Origin of the sequence: Sphingopyxis sp. (assembly GCF_051861155.1) — a bacterium.
GTDB lineage: Bacteria > Pseudomonadota > Alphaproteobacteria > Sphingomonadales > Sphingomonadaceae > Sphingopyxis.
In genome coordinates, this window is the sequence record NZ_JBHYDE010000005.1 from 139,854 (window position 1) to 159,901 (window position 20,048).

General features: G+C 68.4%; 25 protein-coding genes. 22 read left to right on the forward strand and 3 right to left on the reverse strand.

Annotated features, from left to right (window positions below):
• Positions 1–6: 6 nt before the first annotated feature.
• The 14 genes from ACTIFP_RS10680 (at position 7) to gp17 (ending at position 11,105) form a co-directional block, all read left to right on the forward strand.
• Positions 7–786 carry a 2-keto-4-pentenoate hydratase gene (locus ACTIFP_RS10680; protein WP_439568700.1) on the forward strand — a complete coding sequence of 260 codons (780 nt, stop codon included), beginning with the start codon at positions 7–9 and terminating at the stop codon, positions 784–786.
• Complete coding sequence (locus tag ACTIFP_RS10685) at positions 783–1,220, forward strand: RidA family protein (RefSeq protein ID WP_439568701.1); 438 nt, start codon at positions 783–785, stop codon at positions 1,218–1,220. Before ACTIFP_RS10680 ends, ACTIFP_RS10685 begins: the two co-directional genes overlap by 4 nt.
• 5 nt (positions 1,221–1,225) lie before the next feature.
• Positions 1,226–1,765: a 3-hydroxyanthranilate 3,4-dioxygenase gene (locus ACTIFP_RS10690; RefSeq protein ID WP_439568702.1), complete on the forward strand. Its 540-nt coding sequence runs from the start codon at positions 1,226–1,228 to the stop codon at positions 1,763–1,765.
• The gene (locus ACTIFP_RS10695) at positions 1,762–2,544 is read left to right on the forward strand and encodes a 2-keto-4-pentenoate hydratase (protein WP_439568703.1); all 783 of its coding nucleotides are present in this window, start codon (positions 1,762–1,764) and stop codon (positions 2,542–2,544) included. Before ACTIFP_RS10690 ends, ACTIFP_RS10695 begins: the two co-directional genes overlap by 4 nt.
• A gap of 4 nt (positions 2,545–2,548) precedes the next feature.
• Positions 2,549–3,478 (forward strand): acetaldehyde dehydrogenase (acetylating), encoded by a 930-nt coding sequence (locus ACTIFP_RS10700; RefSeq protein WP_439568704.1) that lies wholly within the window; start codon positions 2,549–2,551, stop codon positions 3,476–3,478.
• Entirely contained in the window at positions 3,475–4,512 is a 1,038-nt protein-coding gene (gene dmpG / locus ACTIFP_RS10705; protein ID WP_439568705.1) for a 4-hydroxy-2-oxovalerate aldolase, read from the forward strand. The genes ACTIFP_RS10700 and dmpG overlap by 4 nt, the downstream gene beginning before the upstream one ends.
• Positions 4,513–4,687: 175 nt before the next feature.
• A complete protein-coding gene (locus ACTIFP_RS10710; protein WP_439568706.1) occupies positions 4,688–5,179 on the forward strand; it encodes a hypothetical protein in 492 nt (163 codons plus the stop codon).
• Complete coding sequence (locus tag ACTIFP_RS10715; protein ID WP_439568707.1) at positions 5,176–6,486, forward strand: DNA-packaging protein; 1,311 nt, start codon at positions 5,176–5,178, stop codon at positions 6,484–6,486. The genes ACTIFP_RS10710 and ACTIFP_RS10715 overlap by 4 nt, the downstream gene beginning before the upstream one ends.
• Positions 6,487–6,613: 127 nt before the next feature.
• The gene (locus ACTIFP_RS10720; RefSeq protein WP_439568708.1) at positions 6,614–7,732 is read left to right on the forward strand and encodes a phage portal protein; all 1,119 of its coding nucleotides are present in this window, start codon (positions 6,614–6,616) and stop codon (positions 7,730–7,732) included.
• A gap of 110 nt (positions 7,733–7,842) precedes the next feature.
• Positions 7,843–8,151, forward strand: a complete 309-nt coding sequence (locus ACTIFP_RS10725) for a DUF6127 family protein (RefSeq protein WP_439568709.1) — start codon at positions 7,843–7,845, stop codon at positions 8,149–8,151.
• Positions 8,152–8,228: 77 nt separating this feature from the next.
• Entirely contained in the window at positions 8,229–8,738 is a 510-nt protein-coding gene (locus ACTIFP_RS10730) for an HK97 family phage prohead protease (protein ID WP_439568710.1), read from the forward strand.
• 5 nt (positions 8,739–8,743) lie between these two features.
• Entirely contained in the window at positions 8,744–9,886 is a 1,143-nt protein-coding gene (locus ACTIFP_RS10735) for a phage major capsid protein (RefSeq protein ID WP_439568711.1), read from the forward strand.
• A gap of 284 nt (positions 9,887–10,170) precedes the next feature.
• The gene (locus tag ACTIFP_RS10740; RefSeq protein ID WP_439568712.1) at positions 10,171–10,716 is read left to right on the forward strand and encodes a head-tail connector protein; all 546 of its coding nucleotides are present in this window, start codon (positions 10,171–10,173) and stop codon (positions 10,714–10,716) included.
• On the forward strand, positions 10,713–11,105 hold the full coding sequence (gene gp17, locus ACTIFP_RS10745) for a tail completion protein gp17 (RefSeq protein WP_439568713.1): 393 nt from the start codon (positions 10,713–10,715) through the stop codon (positions 11,103–11,105). The genes ACTIFP_RS10740 and gp17 overlap by 4 nt, the downstream gene beginning before the upstream one ends.
• Positions 11,106–11,199: 94 nt before the next feature.
• Here the strand turns inward: gp17 and ACTIFP_RS10750 are convergent, their stop codons facing one another.
• Positions 11,200–11,529, reverse strand: coding sequence for a hypothetical protein (locus ACTIFP_RS10750; RefSeq protein ID WP_439568714.1), 330 nt, complete (start codon positions 11,527–11,529; stop codon positions 11,200–11,202).
• 47 nt (positions 11,530–11,576) lie between these two features.
• Here ACTIFP_RS10750 and ACTIFP_RS10755 point away from each other — a divergent pair, with 47 nt between their 5' ends.
• The 8 genes from ACTIFP_RS10755 to ACTIFP_RS10790 all read left to right on the forward strand — a co-directional run bounded on the left by ACTIFP_RS10755 (position 11,577) and on the right by ACTIFP_RS10790 (position 17,479).
• Positions 11,577–11,984: a phage tail tube protein gene (locus ACTIFP_RS10755; protein WP_439568715.1), complete on the forward strand. Its 408-nt coding sequence runs from the start codon at positions 11,577–11,579 to the stop codon at positions 11,982–11,984.
• Positions 11,981–12,295 (forward strand): gene transfer agent family protein, encoded by a 315-nt coding sequence (locus tag ACTIFP_RS10760; protein WP_439568716.1) that lies wholly within the window; start codon positions 11,981–11,983, stop codon positions 12,293–12,295. Before ACTIFP_RS10755 ends, ACTIFP_RS10760 begins: the two co-directional genes overlap by 4 nt.
• A 207-nt stretch (positions 12,296–12,502) precedes the next feature.
• On the forward strand, positions 12,503–12,724 hold the full coding sequence (locus ACTIFP_RS10765; RefSeq protein ID WP_439568717.1) for a phage tail assembly chaperone: 222 nt from the start codon (positions 12,503–12,505) through the stop codon (positions 12,722–12,724).
• Positions 12,717–12,848 carry a hypothetical protein gene (locus tag ACTIFP_RS10770; RefSeq protein WP_439568718.1) on the forward strand — a complete coding sequence of 44 codons (132 nt, stop codon included), beginning with the start codon at positions 12,717–12,719 and terminating at the stop codon, positions 12,846–12,848. Before ACTIFP_RS10765 ends, ACTIFP_RS10770 begins: the two co-directional genes overlap by 8 nt.
• A 41-nt stretch (positions 12,849–12,889) precedes the next feature.
• Complete coding sequence (locus ACTIFP_RS10775) at positions 12,890–15,067, forward strand: phage tail protein (protein WP_439568719.1); 2,178 nt, start codon at positions 12,890–12,892, stop codon at positions 15,065–15,067.
• 11 nt (positions 15,068–15,078) lie between these two features.
• A complete protein-coding gene (locus ACTIFP_RS10780; RefSeq protein WP_439568720.1) occupies positions 15,079–15,531 on the forward strand; it encodes a DUF2793 domain-containing protein in 453 nt (150 codons plus the stop codon).
• Between the two features lie 130 nt (positions 15,532–15,661).
• Positions 15,662–16,780: an OmpA family protein gene (locus tag ACTIFP_RS10785; protein ID WP_439568721.1), complete on the forward strand. Its 1,119-nt coding sequence runs from the start codon at positions 15,662–15,664 to the stop codon at positions 16,778–16,780.
• Positions 16,781–17,041: 261 nt separating this feature from the next.
• A complete protein-coding gene (locus tag ACTIFP_RS10790) occupies positions 17,042–17,479 on the forward strand; it encodes an ExbD/TolR family protein (RefSeq protein ID WP_439568722.1) in 438 nt (145 codons plus the stop codon).
• Between the two features lie 42 nt (positions 17,480–17,521).
• Here the strand turns inward: ACTIFP_RS10790 and ACTIFP_RS10795 are convergent, their stop codons facing one another.
• Positions 17,522–18,058: a DUF1993 domain-containing protein gene (locus ACTIFP_RS10795; RefSeq protein ID WP_439568723.1), complete on the reverse strand. Its 537-nt coding sequence runs from the start codon at positions 18,056–18,058 to the stop codon at positions 17,522–17,524.
• Positions 18,059–18,101: 43 nt separating this feature from the next.
• Positions 18,102–19,901 carry an ABC transporter transmembrane domain-containing protein gene (locus tag ACTIFP_RS10800; RefSeq protein ID WP_439568724.1) on the reverse strand — a complete coding sequence of 600 codons (1,800 nt, stop codon included), beginning with the start codon at positions 19,899–19,901 and terminating at the stop codon, positions 18,102–18,104.
• Positions 19,902–20,048 lie beyond the last annotated feature (147 nt).

Here is a 20,048-nt window from a genome sequence, read left to right on the forward strand (position 1 = left end):
GATCCTATGGCCGACATTGCTGCCATTGCCGCAAGGCTCGACGCCGCCGCCAGAGAGACAAGGGCGATCGCGCAAATCACCGGGCAGGAGGGCGAATTGTCGCTCGCCGACGCCTATGCGATCCAGCGCGCCGCGATCGACCACCGGCTGGCGCGCGGCGCGGCGCTGGTCGGGGTCAAGATGGGGTTCACCAGCGAGGCCAAGATGGTCCAGATGGGGCTGACCGACCAGATCTGGGGGCGGCTGACGTCGGACATGGTGGTCGCGAACGGCGCCGCGATCGACCGCACGCGCTTCATCCATCCGCGCGTCGAGCCCGAGGTCGCGGTGCGGCTGAAAGCGCCGCTGGCGGGCGAGGTGACGCGCGAAGAAGCGCTGGCGGCGGTCGATGCGGTCGCGGCGGCGCTGGAGATTATCGACAGCCGCTACGAAAATTTCCGCTTCGCGCTGGGCGATGTGGTCGCCGACAATGCCTCGTCATCGGCCTTTGTCGTTGGTCCGTGGTTGCCCGCGCACACCGACGTCGCCGATGTCGCGATGGAAATGCGGGTCGACGATGTCGTCGTCGAGACCGGGTCGAGCGCGGCGATCCTGGGCGACCCGATCCGCTCGCTGGTCGCCGCGGCGCGGCTGGCGGGGGCGGCGGGACTGACGTTGCAGCCGGGCTGGACGATCATGCTGGGCGGCGCGACCGCGGCGGCGGCGATCGGGTCGGCGCGTGCGGTGTCGCTCGACGCCGCGCATCTCGGCCGCGTCGGCTTCACGATCGCGGGAGAGGCGGCATGAGCGGCGCGAGCGAGGGTCGGATCATTCCCGGCAAGGCGCGGCCGCGCGGGCGCTTTCCGCATTATCGCCGCGCGGGCGATTTCGTGTTCGTATCGGGCACCAGCTCGCGGCGGGCCGACAATAGTTTCGCGGGTGCGTCGGCGGACGAATATGGCACCGTCAGCCTCGACATCCGCGAGCAGACGCGCGCGGTGATCGAGAATATTGCGGCGATCCTGACCGATGCGGGCGGATCGCTGGCCGACGTCGTCGATGTGACGAGCTTCCTCGTCAACATGAATGATTTCGGCGGCTATAATGCGGTTTACGCCGAGTTTTTCGACGAAGCGGGTCCGGCGCGCACGACGGTCGCGGTCCACCAGCTTCCCCACCCGCACCTGCTGATCGAGATCAAGGCCACCGCCTTTATCCCGCGCGCGCCGACGAAAGGATAGCGGCCATGCTGAGCTATGGATTGCCCTTCAACTTCCGCCAGTGGATCGAGGATCACCGCGATGTGCTGAAGCCGCCGGTCGGCAACGCGCAGATCTGGGAGGATGCCGATTTCATTGTCACCGTCGTCGGCGGCCCGAACCAGCGCACCGATTATCATGTCGACCCGCTGGAGGAATTCTTCTTCCAGCTGGAAGGCGACATGAATCTGCGGCTGTGGACCGATGACGGCCCCCAGGACATGCCGATCCGCGAGGGCGACATCTTTCTGTTGCCGCCCGGCGTGCCGCATTCGCCGCAGCGCCCTGTCCCGGGCAGCGTCGGGTTGGTGATCGAACGCAAGCGCCCCGACGGGATGATCGACGCCTTTCAGTGGTATTGCGACGATTGCGGTCACATCGTCCACCGCGTCGAAGTGCAGCTGAAAAGCATCGTGCGCGACCTGCCGCCGCTGTTCGCCGCCTTTTACGCCAGCGACGAACTGCGCACCTGCGGCCATTGCGGCGCGGTGCACCCCGGCAAGCATGGGCCGCAGGCCGCGGCATGAGCAATATGCACAACAATGCCGCGCGGCGGCTGCGCGATGCCTATTCGGGCGGGGTCATCAAACCGCTGCGCGACGTGCTGGCGGCGACCGACGCCGACGGCGCCTATGCGGTGCAGACGATCAACACGCGGTTCTGGGAAGCGCAGGGGCGGCGGATCGTCGGGCGCAAGGCGGGGCTGACCGCGAAGGCGGTGCAGGTCCAGCTGGGTGTCGATCAGCCCGATTTCGGCGTCTTGTTCGCCGATATGCAGATTGCCGATGGCGGCACGCTCGATCCGGCGCGCACGATCCAGCCGAAGGCCGAGGCGGAAATTGCGTTCGTGCTCGGCGCCGACCTGCCCGCTGCCGATACGACGGTGGAGCAGGTCGCCGCGGCGGTCGCCAGCGTCCACGCAGCGATCGAGATCGTCGACAGCCGGATTGCCGACTGGAAGATCAGCTTTGCCGATACCGTGGCCGACAACGGCTCGTCGGCCTTCTTCGTGCTGTCCAATGCGGGGCTGGCGCTGGCTGGCCTCGACCTTGAGGGCGCGGCGATGGCGCTGACGGTGAATGGCAGCGTCGCCTCGACCGGGGTGGGCGCGGCGGCGCTTGGCAATCCGCTCAATGCCGCCGCGTGGCTGGCGCAGACGCTGGCGGGGCGCGGCGAGCCGCTGAAGGCGGGCGACATCCTGCTCGCGGGGGCGCTGGGGCCGATGGTCGCGTTGACGCCGGGCGATCAGGTCGTGGCGACCATCGCGGGCATCGGCAGCGCCAGCTTCACCTATGGCGAGGGCTGACCCGATGGCGAAGACCAAAGTGGCGATCATCGGATCGGGCAACATCGGCACCGACCTTATGATCAAGATCATGCGCCTGTCCGACACGCTGGAGATGGCGGCCTTTGTCGGCATCGATCCCGAGTCCGACGGGCTGAAACGCGCCGCGCGGCTCGGCGTGCCGATTACCGCCGACGGGCTCGATGGCCTGGTCGCCATGCCCGGCTTTGCCGACATTGCCATCGTCTTCGATGCGACCTCGGCGGGGGCGCACCAGCGGCATAGTGCGGTGCTGATCGCCCATGGCAAGCGCGTCGTCGATCTCACCCCCGCGGCGATCGGTCCCTATACGATCCCGCCGGTGAACGGCGACGCGCACCTGGACGCCGCCAACGTCAATATGGTGACGTGCGGCGGGCAGGCGACGATCCCGATCGTCGCTGCGGTGAACCGCGTCGCGAAGGTGCATTATGGCGAGATCGTCGCCTCGATCGCTTCCAAGAGCGCGGGGCCGGGGACGCGCGCCAACATCGACGAGTTTACCGAGACGACCAGCCGGGCGATCGCCACCGTCGGCGGCGCGGCGCGCGGCAAGGCGATCATCGTGCTCAACCCCGCCGAACCGCCGCTGATCATGCGCGACACCGTCTATTGCCTGTGCGACGATGGTGACCGCGATGCGATCGCCAAGAGCATCGAGGCGATGGTTGCCGACGTGCAGGCCTATGTCCCCGGGTACCGGCTGAAGCAGGCGGTGCAGTTCGAGAGCATCGGCAGCAACGCGCCGCTGCGCATCCCCGAAATGGGCGGCAGCTTTACGGGATTGAAGGTCAGTGTCTTCCTCGAGGTCGAGGGGGCGGCGCATTATCTGCCCGCCTATGCCGGCAACCTCGACATCATGACCTCGGCGGCGCTGAAGACCGCCGAGAAGATCGCGCAAAGGCTGGCGGCATGACCTTGGATCCCACGACCACCAAGCTTTATATCCAGGACGTGACGCTGCGCGACGGGATGCACGCGATCCGCCACCAATATGGCCTCGATCATGTCCGCGCGATCGCGAAAGCGCTCGACCGCGCGAAGGTCGATGCGATCGAGGTCGCGCATGGCGACGGGTTGCAAGGGTCCAGCTTCAACTATGGGTTCGGCGCACACACCGACTGGGAATGGATCGGCGCGGTGGCCGAGGTGCTCGAGCATAGCGTGCTCACGACCTTGCTGCTGCCCGGCATCGGCACGATCCACGATCTCAAACACGCCTATGACCTGGGCGTGCGCTCGGTGCGGATTGCGACCCACTGCACCGAGGCCGATGTCGCGAAGCAACATATCGAGGTTGCGCGCGGCATCGGCATGGACGTGTCGGGGTTCCTGATGATGAGCCATATGTCGGCGCCCGACGCGCTGGCGAGCCAGGCGCAGCTGATGGAAAGCTATGGTGCGCATTGCGTCTATGTCACCGACAGCGGCGGCGCGATGACGATGGACCAATATGCGGCGCGATTGCAGGCGTACGACCGGGTGCTGAAGCCCGAGACGCAGCGCGGCGTCCACGCCCACCACAATCTGTCGCTCGGCGTCGCAAACAGCATCGTCGCGGTGCAAAATGGCGCGCTGCGCGTCGATGCCAGCCTGGCGGGCATGGGGGCGGGCGCGGGCAATGCGCCGCTCGAGGTGTTCATCGCGGCGGCGGACGTCCATGGGTGGAACCATGGCTGCGATCTTTACGCGCTGATGGACGCGGCGGAGGATCTGGTGCGGCCGTTGCAGGACCGCCCGGTGCGGGTCGACCGCGAGACGCTCACCCTCGGCTATGCCGGGGTGTATTCGAGCTTCCTGCGCCACGCCGAAAAGGCGGCCGCCGACCATGGGCTCGACACACGCGCGATCCTGGTCGAGCTGGGGCGGCGCAAGATGGTCGGGGGGCAGGAAGACATGATCGTCGACGTCGCGCTCGACATGGTTCGGGCCGCGACACGGGCGGGTTAGCGTTGCAGACGATGTTGCGCCTGTATCTCATTTGAACCATATAGGTTATTTCACTTGACATCGTAACGCTGATATGGCACAAGTGTCACATCATGAAGAATTGCGAGTCGGGCCGGCGGCCTTTCCCCAGGGGAAAGGCTGTTCCGGCCCGACTGGCGTTTGAGGAGGATGGCCTGTGGCGCAAATCGGCAAGACGGCGACCCGGAAAGCGCGCGGCGCGCGTCCGGGCCGCGCCCAGATGGATATGTTTCTGGAAGCATTGGCGGAAACGTCGAACGTCGCGGCGTCGGCGCGCGCCGCGGGCGCGACGGGCAATGCGATGTACCGCGAGCGGCGGCGTAACGACGGCTTTGCCGCGCGCTGGCACGCGGCGCTGTGCGAGGGGTTCGCGCGGCTGGAGGCCGAGCTATTGTCCGAGGCGCTGGTGGCGCCCAGCGGCAATGTGAAGGACGCAACGCTGAAATCGCGGGCGCAGAAATATCGGCTGGGGCTGGCGTTGCTGGCGGCGCACCGCGCGGCGGTGCGCGGGGCCAAGTTGCCGGGCGGTGGCGGTGCGGTGGCGACGCAGGGGAGTGCGAAGGAGCGGCTGCGGGCGAAGCTTTACGCGATGCAGGCGCAGATGGAGGCCGAAGCCGCGGGTGATGAGGAGCAGGATGACGGCGCGTGACGGGAGCGGTTGCGCGGATCGCCGAGGGGAGAAAAGACCTTGATCGCTGGTTGAAGGCGCTGTCGGGAGACAAATGCGCGGCGCTGCTGACCGACTGGCGCTGGTGGCGGCGGGAGGATCAATGCCCGCCCGCGGGCGACTGGCATGTGTGGATGTTGCTGGCGGGGCGCGGGTTCGGCAAGACGCGGACCGGCGCCGAGTGGGTGCGCGAATTTGCGGAAGCGACGCCCGGGGCGCGGATCGCGCTGGTCGCGGCGTCGCTGCACGAAGCGCGGCAGGTGATGGTCGAGGGTGAAAGTGGTTTGTTGGCCATCGCGCCCGATGCGTCGCGGCCCGACTATGAAAGCAGTCTGCGGCGGCTGACCTGGCCGAACGGCGCGGTCGCGACGCTCTATTCGGCGGCCGAGCCCGACAGTCTGCGCGGCCCGCAGCATGAAGCGGCCTGGTGCGACGAAATCGCCAAATGGCCGCAGGGCGAGGCGGCGTGGGACAATCTGATGTTGACGATGCGCGTCGGTACGCAGCCGCAGGTCGTCGCGACGACGACCCCGCGCGGGGTGCCGCTGGTGCGGCGGTTGATCAAGGAAAAGGGCGTCGCGGTGACGCGCGGTCACACGCGCAGCAACCGGCTCAACCTGTCGCCGCGCTGGCTGGCGACGATGGCGGCGATTTACGGCGGCACGCGGCTGGGGCGGCAGGAGTTGAACGGCGAGCTGCTCGACGATGTCGAGGGGGCGCTGTGGTCGCGCGCGCTGATCGAGCGGTGCCGGGTCGCGGCGGACGCGGTCGGCAAGCCGGTGCGGGTGGTAATCGGGGTCGACCCGCCGGCAAGCGCGCAGGGTGACGCGTGCGGGATCGTGGTCGCGGCGCTGCTGCGCGATCGCCGGTTGGCGGTGATCGAGGATGCGAGCGTCGAACGCCCGGCGCCCGGCGTGTGGGCGCAGGCGGTCGCCGCCGCGGCGGCGCGCTGGGGCGCCGAACGGGTGGTGGCCGAGAGCAATATGGGCGGCGAAATGGTCGCCGCGATGCTGGCGCACGCCGATGCCCGGCTGCCCGTCCGCGCGGTGCACGCGAGCGTCGGCAAGGCGCGGCGCGCGGAGCCGGTGGCGCTGGCCTATGAGCGCGGGCAGGTGGTGCACGCGGGGGCGTTCGAGGATTTGGAGGACCAGCTGTGCGGGTTGCAGATCGGCGGCGGCTATGCGGGACCGGGGCGCTCGCCCGATCGGGGGGATGCTTGTGTGTGGGCGCTGGCGGCGTTGCTGGAGGGGGTGCGGATGGGGCGGGTTGTGGGGGTTCGGCGGGTTTGATCGCTCTATAGATTCTCTGGTTCCGCTCGACACGAACCGAATTGTGACGGCGGCGCGGCCCACCGATGTCGCACAAGGATGATAGCAGCCCCCGCCTTCGCGAGGGCGACGATCTGGGAGGCTTTTCATGAACTGGTTTGGCCGGAAGGCTGCGCAGGATGCTGCGCGGCCTGCTTTGTCGCGGGTGTATGGGGCATATGGGGTGATGGGGGCGGCGCCCGCGCCCTTGTCGTTCGAGGCGCAGGTGCGTGAGGGCTATTTGTCCAATGCGATTGTCCAGCGCAGTGTGAAGCTGGTTGCCGAAGCCGCAGGAAGCGCGCCGGTGGTGGCGAGCGATCCGGCGCTGGCGGCGCTGGTGGCGGCGACGTCGGGCGGGCAGGGGCTGGTCGAGACGCTGGCGGCGCAGCTGCTGCTGCACGGCAACGGTTATGTGCAGATATTGACCGACGGCGCGGGGGCGGCGGCGGAGCTGTTTGCGCTGCGCCCCGAGCGGGTGACGGTTGAGGCCGATGGGCGCGGGTGGCCGGTCGCTTATCGTTACAAGGCGGGCGGGTCGGCGGTGGTGCTGCCCGCCGAAGATGGCGCGGGGCGAACCGCGGTGGTGCATGTAAAGGCGCTGCATCCGCTGGACGATCATTATGGCGCGGGGTGCCTGGGCGCCGCGGCGGGCGCGATCGCGGCGCATAACGCGGCGGCGGCGTGGAACGCGGCGCTGCTGGGCAATGCGGCGCGGCCGTCGGGGGCGCTGGTGCATGATCCGGGCGACAAGGGGATGCCCTTGTCGGCCGAGCAGGTCGAGCGGCTGCGCGAGGAGCTGGCCGAGGGGTTTTCCGGCGGTGCGAACGCGGGGCGGCCGTTGTTGCTGGAGGGCGGCCTGCGGTGGCAGGCGCTGAGCCTGAGCCCCGCCGAGATGGATTTCCTGGCGCTCAAGGAATCGAGCGCGCGCGAGATTGCGATGGCGTTTGGGGTGCCGCCGATGCTGCTCGGGCTGCCCGGCGATGCGACCTATGCCAATTACCGCGAGGCCAATCGCGCGCTGTGGCGGCTGACGGTGCTGCCGCTGACGGCCAAGATTTTGGGGGGCATCGCGCAGGGGCTGAGCGGGTGGTTCGCGGGCGCCGAGCTGCGCGTCGATCTGGACCGGGTGCCGGCGTTGGCCGAGGACCGGATGGCGCTGTGGCACGAGGTGTCGGCGGCGGACTGGCTGAGCGCGGACGAGAAGAAGGCGCTGTTGGGGGTGGGGTAGCGTTCGCCGACAACGGGCCACCCCCACCCAGCTTCGCCTAGGCAGCAAGCTGCCAAGGCTTCGCAACCCTCCCCCGTCTCAGGGGGAGGGGCGTTAGTGAGGAAATCGACATGGATGAGGAAGAAGCGCTGGCGCGGTTGATCGCGCTGGCGGGGACGAGTGCGCCTGACGCAGCCTTGCTGCGCGCGGTGGTTGAGGAGGCGAGCGAGTTGGGGGCGCGGCGGGCGCTGGCGCGGCTGGGGCTGGCCGATGCGGCGGCGCGCGACGACATCGTCGATCTGCGCCAGCTGCTGGGGGCATGGCGCGATGCCAAGACGAGCGCGTGGAAGGCGGCGGTCGACTGGGCGGTGCGCGGGATGCTGGCGTTGCTGGTGGTCGGACTGGCGGTGAAGCTGGGGCTGCCGGGGTTATTGCGGTGAGGGCGGCGGCAGAAAGAGGTTCACGCGGAGACGCGGAGGCGCGGAGAGAAGCTTGCCTCTCTCCGTTTGTCCTGAGCTTGTCGAAGGACCGTTCTTCCTTTGTCGGGTCAGAAGAGAAGGACGGCCCTTCGACAAGCTCAGGGCGAACGGGGGAAGAAAAGCTCCGCGTCTCCGCGTCTCCGCGTGAACCCCGCTCCATCCGCTTTGCTGGCTATGCCGCGGTGTTCGACCGGGTCGATCGGGGCGGCGATGTCGTGCGTCGCGGGGCGTTTTTGGCAAGTTTGCGCGAGCGGCGCGCGGTGCCGCTTTTGTGGCAGCATCGGCCGGGGGCGGTGGTCGGCGTGATCGAGACATTGGCGGAGGATGCGCGCGGGCTGCGCGTGGTGGCGCGGGTCACGCATCGGATCGCGGCGGCGCTGATTGCGCGCGGCGCGCTGACGGGATTGTCCTTTGGGTATCGGGTGACGGCGGCGCGCGGGGGCCATCCGCGCGAGCTGCTGGCGCTCGATCTGGGCGAGGTGAGTTTGGTGGCGATGCCGATGCAGCCGCTGGCGCGGGTGATTGCGGTAGATTCAACGAAGGAGTGACGGGCATGGAATTGGATATGGAAGTGAAGGCGGACGCGCTGGACGGGGCGTTCGATGCAGTGCTGGCGGCCGAGGCGGTCGATGACCTGAAGGCGTCGGTGGCGGCGCTGAAGGCACAGGTCGACGCGCAGGCGGTGGCGGCGTCGCGGCTGCCGCTCGACGGGGCGAAGGCGGCCGATCCGGCGCGTGACGCTTTTGTCGAGCGCTATCTGCGGCGCGGGATCGATGCCGGCGTCGAGATGAAAAGCCTGTCGGGGGCAACGGGCGGCGAGGGCGGCTTTGCGGTGCCGCGCGAGATCGACGGCAGCATTGCCGAGACGCTGAAATCGCTGTCGCCGATCCGCAGCATCGCGACGGTCGTGCAGACGGGGACGAGCGGGTATCGCAAGCTGGTCGCGACCGGGGCGATGGGCGCGGGTTGGGTCGGCGAGACGGCGGCGCGGCCCGAGACCGCGACGCGCAGCTTTGCCGAGATCGTGCCGCCGTCGGGCGAGCTTTACGCCAATCCGGCGGCGAGCCAGGCGATGCTGGACGATGCGATGTTCAACGTCGAGGACTGGCTGGCCGACCAGCTGGGCCGCGAATTTGCGGTCGCGGAGGGCGGCGCATTCGTGACCGGCAACGGGACGAACCGGCCGAAGGGGTTCCTGACCTATGCCACCACCAATGAGGCCGACGCGGTGCGCGCGTTCGGCACGGTGCAGCATCTGGCGACGGGGACCGCGGGGGCGTTTCCGGCGGTGAACCCGCAGGACAAGCTGGTCGAGCTGGTCCATGCGCTGCGCGCGCCCTATCGGCAGGGCGCGGTGTGGGTGATGAATTCGGATACGCTGGGCCGCATCCGCAAGTTCAAGACGAGTGACGGCGCGTTCATCTGGCAGCCGGGGCTGGTCGAAGGACAGGCGGCGACGCTGCTCGGCTATCCGGTGGTCGAGGCCGAGGACATGCCCGATGTGGCGGCGAACAGCCTGTCGATCGCGTTCGGCAATTTCCGCGCCGGTTACCTCGTCGCCGACCGCGGTGAAACGCGCATCCTGCGCGACCCGTTCAGCAACAAACCGTTCGTGCATTTTTATGCAACCAAACGGGTCGGCGGTGCGATCATCGATTCGCAGGCCATCAAGCTGATGAAATTCGCCGCCAGCTAAGCTGACGCTGGCGCGATGGGCGCCCGGCCACGCCGTCCCCTTTCGGGCGAGGCCGGGCGCTGAGAACCGGTCGGCATTACGTCCATACCGGCCTGCAAATGGCGGTCTCCCGCGCTTCCGGTGCTCACGTACTGAAGTACGCTGCGCTCCGGGTCACGCGAAACCACCATTTTCGGCTCGGTCTGAACGAAATGTCGACCGGTTCTTTTCGATCGTTTGAAGGTGCTCGACGCCGAAGGCGGGGGCCGACGGCGGAGTGTGGCACGGCGGGTGGAGAAATAGCGATGACGATGAGCCTGGTGCCGGGGGAGTCCCCGGTGAGCCTGAGCGAGGCGCGCGGGTGGCTGCGGATGGGCGCGGCAAGCGACGATGCGGTGATCGCGCCGCTGCTGCGCGCGGCGACGAGCATTTGCGAGGCGTTTACCGGCCAGTGGCTGGTGATCCGGCCCGGAACCGAAGTGCTGGCGCTGTCGGGCGGCGCGGCGCGGTTGACGGTGCGCCCGGTCGTGGCGGTCGAGGATGTCGCGCTGCTCGCCGACGACGGCAGCGAGACGGTGCTGGGCGGCGGCGAGTATCGCCTGGCGGTCGGGGCGGGCGGCGAGGGCCGGGTCAGCGTCGCCGGCGCGGATGGACACGCGCGGGTGCGCGTGACCTATCGCGCCGGGATCGCCGACGATGGCGCCGGGGTTCCCGATGCGATCCGGCAGGGGATCGTGCGGATGACGCAGCATCTGTACGACGCGCGCGACGGGACCGACGCGCCGCCGCCGGCGGTGATCGCGGCGCTGTGGCAGCCGTGGCGGATGCTGAGCCTGGGCAGCCCGCGATGAGCGGCGCCGAGCAGGCGGTGCGCGCGAAGGCGCTGGCGCTGCTGGCGGGCGATGCCATGCTGGCGGCGCAGGTGCATGGCGTTTTCGACGGGACGCCGGTGCGGGTGAGCGCGCCCTATGTGGCGGTGGGTGCCGCCGAGGGGGCGGACTGGGGAACGAAGGATCGCGCCGGGCGCGAGGTGCGGTTGACGCTGGCGCTGGTCGGGGTCGGCGGCGCGGTCGATGATGACGCCGCGGGGCGGATCGAGGCGCTGGTCGCGGGGCTGCGCGGGGCGGCGGGTGGTTGGTCGGTGGTGAGTACGCGGATGGTGCGGACGCGGTTCGGGTTCATGCGCGAGGGTGGCTGGCGGCACGAGCTGGTCGTGCGGTGCCGGTGTTTGGCGGCGTAGCGCTAGGCCGATGAACCCACCCCGCTGCGACTAGCCAGCAAGCTGGCAAGTCTCGCTGCCCCTCCCCTGAAGGGGAGGGGATTTTCCTATTTTTTCACTCGCCCGGGAGCGAGTTGTTGGCTTTGTAATCCTTGAACTTGTCGGTGAAATTGGCGTGGTAATCCTCGATCTGCATGTCGGCGTCTTCGACCGCGACCTTTTCGGAATCGCCGCCTGAGCGGCCGAGCGCGATCACCGCCTTGCGGAAGGCGTCGCGTTCGGCGCCGCAATTCGCTTTCAGCGCCATTTCATATTCGACCTCCTCGACCTTGGCCTCGAGCGCCTTCTTCATGTCGTCGCGCAGGCATTTGGTGAAGGCGGCGCGCGTGGTGTCGACGGTCGGCGACTGAACCATGGCGGCCAAAATCAATGTCGTAATCAGCATCCTGCGACTCCCCGTTCCGCATGTTTTTCTGATGAGGAGATTAAACCATGGCAATTGAAAATGGGAGCGCTTTTCTGCTCAAGGTCGGTAACGGCGGAGCGCCGCCGACCTATTCGACGGTCGCCGGGCTGCGCACGACGCAGTTGTCGGTGAACGGCGAGGCGGTGAACGTCACGACCAAGGATTCGGGCGGCTGGCGCACGCTGTTGTCGGGCGCCGGGGTGCGATCGGTGTCGGTGAGCGCGGCGGGGATCTTTACCGGGTCGGCGGCGGAGGTGCGCCTGCGCGGCCATGCGCTGGCGGGGGCGATCGACGATTATGAGCTGAGTTTCGAAAGCGGCGAGCGGCTGCGCGGACGGTTCCTGGTGACGCGGCTGGACTATGCCGGGGACTATAATGGCGAGCGCAATTATACGCTGAACCTGGAATCGAGCGGCGCGGTGGTGAGCCTGTGAGCGCGGGGGCGAATGGCTTGCGCGGCGAGGCGGAATTGCGCGTCGGCGAGCGGGTGTTCGTGCTGCGCCCGAGTTTTGCGGCGCTGGTCGCGGCGGAGGGCGAGCTGGGGCCGCTGTTCGCGCTGGTCGAGCGCGCCGCGGACGGGCGGCTGGCGCTGGGCGAGCTTGCTTCGCTGTTCTGGCATTGTCTGCGCGATCGGCCTGACGCGCTGACGCGCGAGGCGGTGGGCGAGGCGGTGGTGGCGCAGGGGCTGGCGGCGGTGACCCCGGCGCTGCGCGTGCTGCTGGGGCAGATTTTGTCGGGGCGGTGAGCGTTCGGACTTAAGAAAAAAGAAGAATTTCGCACAAAGACACAAAGACACGAAGAATGGCAGCCGCGCATCGCTGCGCCGAAGCTCGACCTTGGCTTGAAAGGCGGCGTGCGCGCCTTTGACTGGCGGCTGTGTCGCCATTTTCGATCTTCTTCGTGTCTTCGTGTCTTTGTGCGAACCCCAGTTTTCGCGGCGGTGAGGTGCAAGATGGGCACAGATGGCTACCCCGATGCGGCAAATCTTTCGGGTGGCGCCCTGTATTTGCTGGGCCTGATGGCGCGGGTTGCAGCGTGGCGGCCCGATGAGTTTTGGGCGGCGACGCCAGCCGATGTTCGCGCCGTGCTGGCCGGGTGGGCCGAGGCGGACGCGGCGGCGGCGGTCGATGGCGCGGCGCTGGCGTCGATGATGGAGCAATTTCCCGATGGATGAGATCGACGAGATGGTGGTGGCGGTGCGCGCCGACACCGGCGCGTTCCGGCGCGACATTGCGGCGCTGCGCGCCGAGCTGGAGGGAGCGCTGGGGTCGTCGAGACGCCGCTCGACGCCATGGTGATGGCGGCGCCGCGCTGGCGGCTGGCACGGAAGGATTGAGCGATGGCGACTTTGGTGCTGACGGTGGTCGGCGGCTTTATCGGCGGCCCGGTCGGGGCGGCGATCGGCGCGAGTCTGGGGCAACAGGTCGATGCGGCGATCTTCAGGCCCAAGGGGCGCGAGGGGCCGCGGCTTGCCGATCTGAAGGTGCAGGCGTCGACCTATGGCCAGCAGATCCCGCAGCTGTTCGGGACGATGCGCGTCGCGGGCAGCGTGATCTGGGCGACCGACCTGATCGAACGGCGCAGCAAACGCGGCGGCGGCAAGGGGCGGCCGTCGGTGACCGAATATAGCTATGCGGTGTCGCTGGCGGTGGCGCTGTCGTCGCGGCCGATCCGCGCAATCCGGCGGATCTGGGCCGACGGCAATCTGCTGCGCGGGACGAGCGGGACGTTTCAGGAGCGCTGCATCTTTCGCTGGCATGACGGCGGCGAGGATCAGGCGGTCGATCCGCTGATCGCGTCGGCGATCGGGCCGGGGTCGGCGAGCGGCTTTCGCGGGCTGGCCTATGCGGTGTTCGAGGAGCTGGAGCTGGGCGCGTTCGGCAACCGCATCCCGTCGCTGACTTTTGAGGTCGAGGCCGATGCGGGAAGCGTCGATGCCGGGGTGATCGGCAATGTCCTGCTCGGCGAGGCCGGGCGCTGTTTGGGCGAATGGCCGGTCGCGGGCTATGCGGCGTCGGGCGACCGCGCGCGCGACGCGCTGGCGCCGCTGTTCGAGGTCGACGGCGTGCGGGTGGCAAGCGGGTCCGACGGGTGGCGGCTGGCGCCTGCGGCATTGGCGGGAACGCCGCTGGCGCTGGGCAGTTTTCGCGAGGTACGGCGGGCGGAGGCGGGGCGCGATGCGGTCGAGCGGCAGCGCGCGCCGCTGGCGGCGCTGCCGGGGGCGATCCGGCTGCGGCATTACGAACCCGAGCGCGATTATCAGCTGGGCCAGCAGGGCAGCGCGGTCGCCGGCGGCGGGGTGCGCGAGGAGCGGATCGACCTGCCCGCGGTGCTCCCGGCGCCATCGGCGCGTGCGCTGGCGCAGCGACTGGCCGCCGCGGCGGCGGACGGGCGCGAGACGTTGATCTGGCAGGCCGATCTGGCGGCGCTGGCGCTGCCGGTCGGACATATCGTGACATTGGCCGATGGCAGCGCGTGGCGGCTGGCGGGGCGCAATGTCCGGGCGAGCGACATATTGCTGGAGCTGAAACGGCACCAGCCGGTGCCGGTCGCCGCGCTTCCCGCCGAACCCGGGGTTCCGGTACGCCCGCCCGACTGGCCCGATGCGGCGGGGACAGTGCTTCTGTTCGACCTGCCCAATATCGGCGGCCCGGCGGCGGCGACGGCGCGTATCCTGATCGCCGCGGCGGGTAGCAACGACGGCTGGCGCGGCGCCGATTGCTGGTTCGTCGCCGCGATCGATGCCGAGCCGGTCGCGCTCGGCACGGTGCGACCCGCGGCGGCGCTGGGCGCGCTGGCCGCGCCGCTGGCGGCGGGGAGCGAGTATCTGGTCGATCGCATCAACACGGCTTTGGTGACGCTGGTCAATCCGTCGATGACCCTGGAATCGGTCGACGATGCCGCGCTGCTCGGCGGCGCCAACCGGGCGATGGTGGGCGGCGAACTGCTGCAATTCGGCACTGCCGAGCTGGTCACCGCGGGGGTTTGGCGCCTGTCGCGCCTGCTGCGCGGACGGGCGGGGACCGGCGGCGGGGCCGCGCATGCGGTGGGGGCGCCGTTCGTGCTGCTCGACGACGGCGCACCGACGCTGCTGCCCGAGGCGCTGGCGGCCGCGGCAGAGGGCTGCGGGGCGCGGCTGCAATGGGCGGCGCGCGGCGCGACGGCGCTGACCGAGATCGCGGTGCCGCCCGCCGCGGCGGCGTTGCGGCCGCTGGCGCCCGTGCATGGACAAATATCGCCCGATGGATCGGGCGGGGTGGTCGTTGCGTGGCGGCGGCGTAGCCGCGTCGACACCGGCTGGCGCGACCATGTCGACTTGCCGATCGGCGAAGGGCAGGAGGCGTGGCGGATCGTGCTGGCGCCGCCCGTCGCCGGCATCGCGCCGTGGGAGCGCGCGACGCCGAGCCTGCATATCGAGGCTGCGGTCCTCGCCGCGCTGCCGTCCGGCACCATGGTGGCGATTCGCCAGGTCGGCGACTTTGCGTTGTCGCCGCCCTTGTCGCTGCCGCTGACATGAAAGGATAGATGATGACCGACATGCCGATGACCCCGCGCCTGGCGTTGCCGTTGCTGGCGGTGGCGCAGGCCCAGAAAGAGGCGACGCACAATGAAGCGCTGACCCTGATCGACGCGCTCGTCCACGCCGCGGTCGCGGCCGGGCCGCTGAACGACCCGCCGGCGGCCCCGGTGGCGGGGCAATGCTGGCTGGTCGGCAGCGCCCCGACCGGTGACTGGGCCGGGCAGGCGGCGGCGATCGCGATCTGGAGCGCGGGCGGCTGGCGATTTTCCGCGGCGCGTGCGGGGATGGTGGTGACGCGGCTGGCCGACGGCGCGCGGCTGCGATTCGAGGGCGGCGAATGGGCCGGGCCGGCAACAATCGCGACGCCGGCGGGCGGCTCGACAATCGATGTCGAAGCGCGTAGCGCGCTTGGCATGTTGATCCTGCACCTTGAGGCGCAGGGTCTTCTGATTTCAGGCTGAATTTCCGCTCGTTGGTCAAAAAAGTGCGACTTTTTAGCAACAGATTGGCGATTTGTTTACTTGCACGGAACCAAAGCGACGAGTAGGACGTCTGCCGAGACGTATATCTCAATTTGAAAGGGGAATTACTATGAGGAAGCTTGCCGTCGCTGTGGCGTTGGCCTCCACCGCCCTTGCGTCGCCTGCTCTGGCGCGCGACGACTCCTGGTATGTGGGTGTCGGTGCTGGCGCAATGCTGGTCGAAGACCTTGATCTCGACATCGGCGTTGTCGACAACGCCGCTTCGCTCGACCATCGCGCGGGCTATGACTTCGAAGGGACCGTCGGTTATGATTTCGGCGGCTTCCGCGCCGAAGTCGAAGTCGGCTATCGCGAAGCCGACATCAAGTCGGGCCGCTTTGCCGCACCTGGCATCCCGCAGACCGCTTCGGGCGCTGGTGCGCTGCGCACCGGTGACCTTCGCCTGAACGGCGACACCAATGCGCTGAGCTTCATGGTCAACGGCCTGCTCGACTTCGGTGACGACGACGGCCTTCAGGGCTTTGTCGGCGGCGGTGCCGGTGTGGCCCGCGTGTCGGTCGAACCCGTCTATGCCGGTGCTTTCCTCGACGATTCGGACACCGGTTTTGCCTGGCAGGCAATCGCCGGCGTTCGCGCCCCGCTCAGCAGCAACTGGGATGTTGGCCTGAAGTATCGCTTCTTCAACGCCGACAATCTCGACCTCGTCGATCAGCTCGGCCGCGACGTTTCGACGCGCTTCCGTTCGCACTCGATCCTCGGCACGCTGACGTACAACTTCGGCGGTGCGCCGGAACCGGTTGTGGCACCTCCGCCCCCGCCGCCCCCGCCGCCCCCGCCGCCTCCGCCGCCCCCGCCGCCCCCGCCGCCGGTGGTGTGTGAGCCCGGGCCGTACATCGTGTACTTCGACTGGGATCAGTCGAACATCACGCCGGAAGCCGCTTCGACGCTCGACAACGCGATCAGCGCCTACAACCGTGGTTGCACGGGTACGCAGGTCATGCTGGCCGGTCACGCTGACCGTTCGGGTTCGGCCACGTACAACGTCGGTCTGTCGGAACGCCGCAACACCGCGGTTCGCAGCTATCTCACCGCTCGCGGTATCTCGGATGGCTCGATCAGCGCGCAGGGCTTCGGCGAAAGCCGCCCGGCCGTTGCCACCGCCGATGGCGTCCGCAACGACCAGAACCGTCGCGTGGAAATCACTTACGGTCCGAACTCGGGCATGTAAGACCGGTTTCCATTCCCGACCGGGACTGGAAGAAACAAGCGAGGGCGGTACCGCAAGGTGCCGCCCTTTCTTTATGGCGATGCGGTTCTTCGTGGCGATGCCGCGCGGCGATCGGGATCTGGCCGCAGGGCCTAGAATGTCCCTGCCTGTTTTGTATAATGATATACCATTACTTCAAGGGTGCGAGATGGTCTTGGGCCCTTTACGATGGGGCGGGTGCCCGCCAGTCGCGGGCGTTCCTCCCCAAGCGGGAGAGAGGCTATGCGCAGACGCCGCAGCATGTTTCATCGCAGCATTTTTCGCGCCGATCCGAGCGGCGACCCCGACATCAACACCACCCCGCTGATCGACGTGATGCTGGTGATGCTGGTGATGTTCATCATCACCATCCCGCCGCCGACGCATAGCGTCGATGTGACCCTGCCCGCCGATGGCGTCGGAATTCCGGTCGCGGACGAGAACCGCGTGACGATCGACACCGCCGACGTCATCCGCTGGAACAGCGAGGCGGTCGATCTGGCGCAGCTGGGGATGCTGGTCAAAGCGGCGGCCGATCGTCCCGAACCCGCCGCCATCCTGCTCGAGCCCGACGCGCGGGCGCGCTATCTGCGCGTCGACGAGGCGATCGGTGCGATCCGGCGCAACGGCGGGTCGAAACTCGCCTTTCCGGGAATCCAGCAATATGCCGGTCTGATCTGAACCGGCGCGGCACTCTGCGGTTAGAGCCCTTTTGGATGGGCTCTAGGCGACAGTCGCGGTACCGGGGCGCAGATACGCCATCATGTAGCTGACATAGTCGGCCTTGCCGAGCGGGACGCCCATGTGGCGGAGGATCGAATAGGCGGCGACGAGGTGGAAGTAGAATTGCGGCTGCGCCCAGTCACGCACATAGGTCAGCGCGGTCATGTCGAACGCCATTCCGTTCGGCAGGTCGAAGCCGACCGCGCGGCCGGGGTCGGTATCGAGCGTCGCGGCCTCGACGGTGTCGAGCCATGCCAGCGTCGCCGCGATCTGGGCCTGGAGGCCCGCAAAATCGGCCGCATCTTCGGTAAATGCGGGCGCACCGGTCGCGCCGAGGCGCGTCGGCGACTGCATTGCTTGCAGGCAGCTGAAGCGGACTTGCGATGCGAGCGGGAACATGTCGGGCGCCAGCCGCGCGACGATGAGCTGCAATTCGCCGACGCCGTTTTCGGCGCCCCAGGCGAGCGCCTTGGCGAGTTGGCCCGACAGCGCGCGCAGGCCGTTCTGATAGGCGGGAACGGTGAGGTCGTAGAGCATCGTCACATCCTTTGCGGGTCAGGGCTTTGCATGGGAGGGCCGGTCAGGCGGGGGCGAGATTGTCCTGGAATTGCAGGCGTGCAAGGCGGGCATAAAGGCCGTCGGCGGCGACGAGCGCGTCATGCTTGCCCTCCTCGACGATGCGGCCGTTGTCCATGACGATGATGCGGTCGGCGGCGCGCACGGTCGCGAGGCGGTGCGCGATGACGATCGTCGTGCGGTCGTGCATCAAGGTTTCGAGCGCGTCCTGCACCAGCTTTTCGGATTCGGCGTCGAGCGCCGAGGTTGCCTCGTCGAGCAGCAGCAAAGGTGCGCGGCGGAGCAGCGCGCGGGCGATCGCGACACGCTGGCGCTGGCCGCCCGACAGCCGCGCGCCGCCTTCGCCCATGAAGGTGTCGAGCCCCTGCGGAAGCTTACGAAGGAATTCCTCGGCGTTGGCAGCCCGCGCGGCGTCCCACAACTGGTCGTCGCTGGCGTCCCAATTGCCGTAGCGCAGATTGTCGCGCGCTGAGGCGGCGAAGATCACGGTTTCCTGCGGCACCATCGCGATGCGGGCGCGGATGTCGGCGGGGTCGGCATCGACGAGCGGGACGCCGTCGAGCAGGATCTGCCCCGCCTGCGGATCGTAGAAACGCTCGGCGAGCTGGAACAAGGTCGATTTACCGGCGCCCGAGGGGCCGACGATCGCGACGGTTTCGCGCGGCTGGATCGCGAGGTTGAAGTCGTGCAGCGCAGGGGCGTCGGGGCGCGTGGGGTAGTGAAATTCGACGTGCGCAAATTCAAGCGTACCGTGCGGCGGTTCGGGGAAGGCGCGCGGCTGGGCGGGCGGTGCGATGCTCGCTTCGGCATTGAGCAGTTCGGAGAGCCGCTCGGCGGCGCCCGCGGCGCGCAGCAGATCGCCATAGACTTCGGTGAGGGCGCCGAAAGCGCCCGCGACGAGCCCGCCGGTGAGGACGAAGGCGGCGATCGTACCGCCGGTGATTGTCCCCGCCGCGACGCCTTCGGCCCCATACCACAGCAGGGTGGTGATCGCGCCGAACAGCAGGCCGATGACGATCGCGGTCATGATCGCGCGGAGGCGAATGCGGCGCTTGGCGGTGGCAAAGGTCGCCTCGACGGCGCTGGCAAAGCGTGCGGCTTCGCGTTCCTCCTGGCCGAACGCCTGGACGATCTTCATCGCGCCCAATTGTTCGGAGGTGGTGGCGCCGATGTCGGCGACGCGGTCCTGGCTCGACCGTGAGACATTTTGCAGGCGGCGGCCGAGCAGGACGATCGGCATGATGATCAACGGGATGCCGAGCAGGATGCCGCCAGTCAGTTTGGGCGACAGGGTGAACAGATAGGCGATGCCGCCGATCCCCATAACGGTATTGCGGAGCGCCACCGACACGGTGGTGCCGACGACCTGTTCGATGATCGTCGTGTCCGACGTCATCCGCGAGGCGATTTCGGACGGACGGTTTTCCTCGAAAAAGCCGGGCGCAAGGCGCAGCAGGTTGCGCTGCACCGCTTGGCGGATGTCGGCGACGGTGCGTTCGCCCAGCCAGCTGACGAAATAGAAACGCAGCGCGGTGGCGAGCGCGAGTGTCAGCACAATACCGTAGAAAAGGCGGAAATGCGGGGCGACGTCGCCGCCGCCGGCGACAAAGCCGCTGTCGATCATTTCCTTGAATTGCCAGGGGATTGCCAGCGTTGCGAGCGCGGCGACGCCGAGCGCGACGGCGGCGATCACCAGCTGCAACGGATAGCGACTGGCATAATGCCAGATCATCCGCAGGCTGCCGAGCTTGCGGCGCGGTTCGGCGGGGGCTTTGGCGGCGGAAGGGTCGGGAGTTCGGGCCATCGCAGCGGCCCTAGCAGTGGCGCTCGCCGCGCTCAACGCCGCAGAATGTCTTGGGGCTTCATGGATTATGAAGCGGAGCTGCATAACCAGCGCCGCGATACGGGACAAAGAACATCACAAACCGCGTTTATGACGCATTGCACAATA

Excerpts from the sequence above, each read along its gene's own strand:
- ACTIFP_RS10680 (WP_439568700.1), top strand. The coding sequence starts at position 7 with ATGGCCGACATTGCTGCCATTGCCGCAAGGCTCGACGCCGCCGCCAGA.
- ACTIFP_RS10685 (WP_439568701.1), top strand. The coding sequence starts at position 783 with ATGAGCGGCGCGAGCGAGGGTCGGATCATTCCCGGCAAGGCGCGGCCG.
- ACTIFP_RS10690 (WP_439568702.1), top strand. The coding sequence starts at position 1,226 with ATGCTGAGCTATGGATTGCCCTTCAACTTCCGCCAGTGGATCGAGGAT.
- ACTIFP_RS10695 (WP_439568703.1), top strand. The coding sequence starts at position 1,762 with ATGAGCAATATGCACAACAATGCCGCGCGGCGGCTGCGCGATGCCTAT.
- ACTIFP_RS10700 (WP_439568704.1), top strand. The coding sequence starts at position 2,549 with ATGGCGAAGACCAAAGTGGCGATCATCGGATCGGGCAACATCGGCACC.
- dmpG (WP_439568705.1), top strand. The coding sequence starts at position 3,475 with ATGACCTTGGATCCCACGACCACCAAGCTTTATATCCAGGACGTGACG.
- ACTIFP_RS10720 (WP_439568708.1), top strand. The coding sequence starts at position 6,614 with ATGAACTGGTTTGGCCGGAAGGCTGCGCAGGATGCTGCGCGGCCTGCT.
- ACTIFP_RS10725 (WP_439568709.1), top strand. The coding sequence starts at position 7,843 with ATGGATGAGGAAGAAGCGCTGGCGCGGTTGATCGCGCTGGCGGGGACG.
- ACTIFP_RS10735 (WP_439568711.1), top strand. The coding sequence starts at position 8,744 with ATGGAATTGGATATGGAAGTGAAGGCGGACGCGCTGGACGGGGCGTTC.
- ACTIFP_RS10740 (WP_439568712.1), top strand. The coding sequence starts at position 10,171 with ATGACGATGAGCCTGGTGCCGGGGGAGTCCCCGGTGAGCCTGAGCGAG.
- gp17 (WP_439568713.1), top strand. The coding sequence starts at position 10,713 with ATGAGCGGCGCCGAGCAGGCGGTGCGCGCGAAGGCGCTGGCGCTGCTG.
- ACTIFP_RS10750 (WP_439568714.1), bottom strand. The coding sequence starts at position 11,529 with ATGCTGATTACGACATTGATTTTGGCCGCCATGGTTCAGTCGCCGACC.
- ACTIFP_RS10755 (WP_439568715.1), top strand. The coding sequence starts at position 11,577 with ATGGCAATTGAAAATGGGAGCGCTTTTCTGCTCAAGGTCGGTAACGGC.
- ACTIFP_RS10765 (WP_439568717.1), top strand. The coding sequence starts at position 12,503 with ATGGGCACAGATGGCTACCCCGATGCGGCAAATCTTTCGGGTGGCGCC.
- ACTIFP_RS10770 (WP_439568718.1), top strand. The coding sequence starts at position 12,717 with ATGGATGAGATCGACGAGATGGTGGTGGCGGTGCGCGCCGACACCGGC.
- ACTIFP_RS10775 (WP_439568719.1), top strand. The coding sequence starts at position 12,890 with ATGGCGACTTTGGTGCTGACGGTGGTCGGCGGCTTTATCGGCGGCCCG.
- ACTIFP_RS10780 (WP_439568720.1), top strand. The coding sequence starts at position 15,079 with ATGACCGACATGCCGATGACCCCGCGCCTGGCGTTGCCGTTGCTGGCG.
- ACTIFP_RS10785 (WP_439568721.1), top strand. The coding sequence starts at position 15,662 with ATGAGGAAGCTTGCCGTCGCTGTGGCGTTGGCCTCCACCGCCCTTGCG.
- ACTIFP_RS10790 (WP_439568722.1), top strand. The coding sequence starts at position 17,042 with ATGCGCAGACGCCGCAGCATGTTTCATCGCAGCATTTTTCGCGCCGAT.
- ACTIFP_RS10795 (WP_439568723.1), bottom strand. The coding sequence starts at position 18,058 with ATGCTCTACGACCTCACCGTTCCCGCCTATCAGAACGGCCTGCGCGCG.
- ACTIFP_RS10800 (WP_439568724.1), bottom strand. The coding sequence starts at position 19,901 with ATGGCCCGAACTCCCGACCCTTCCGCCGCCAAAGCCCCCGCCGAACCG.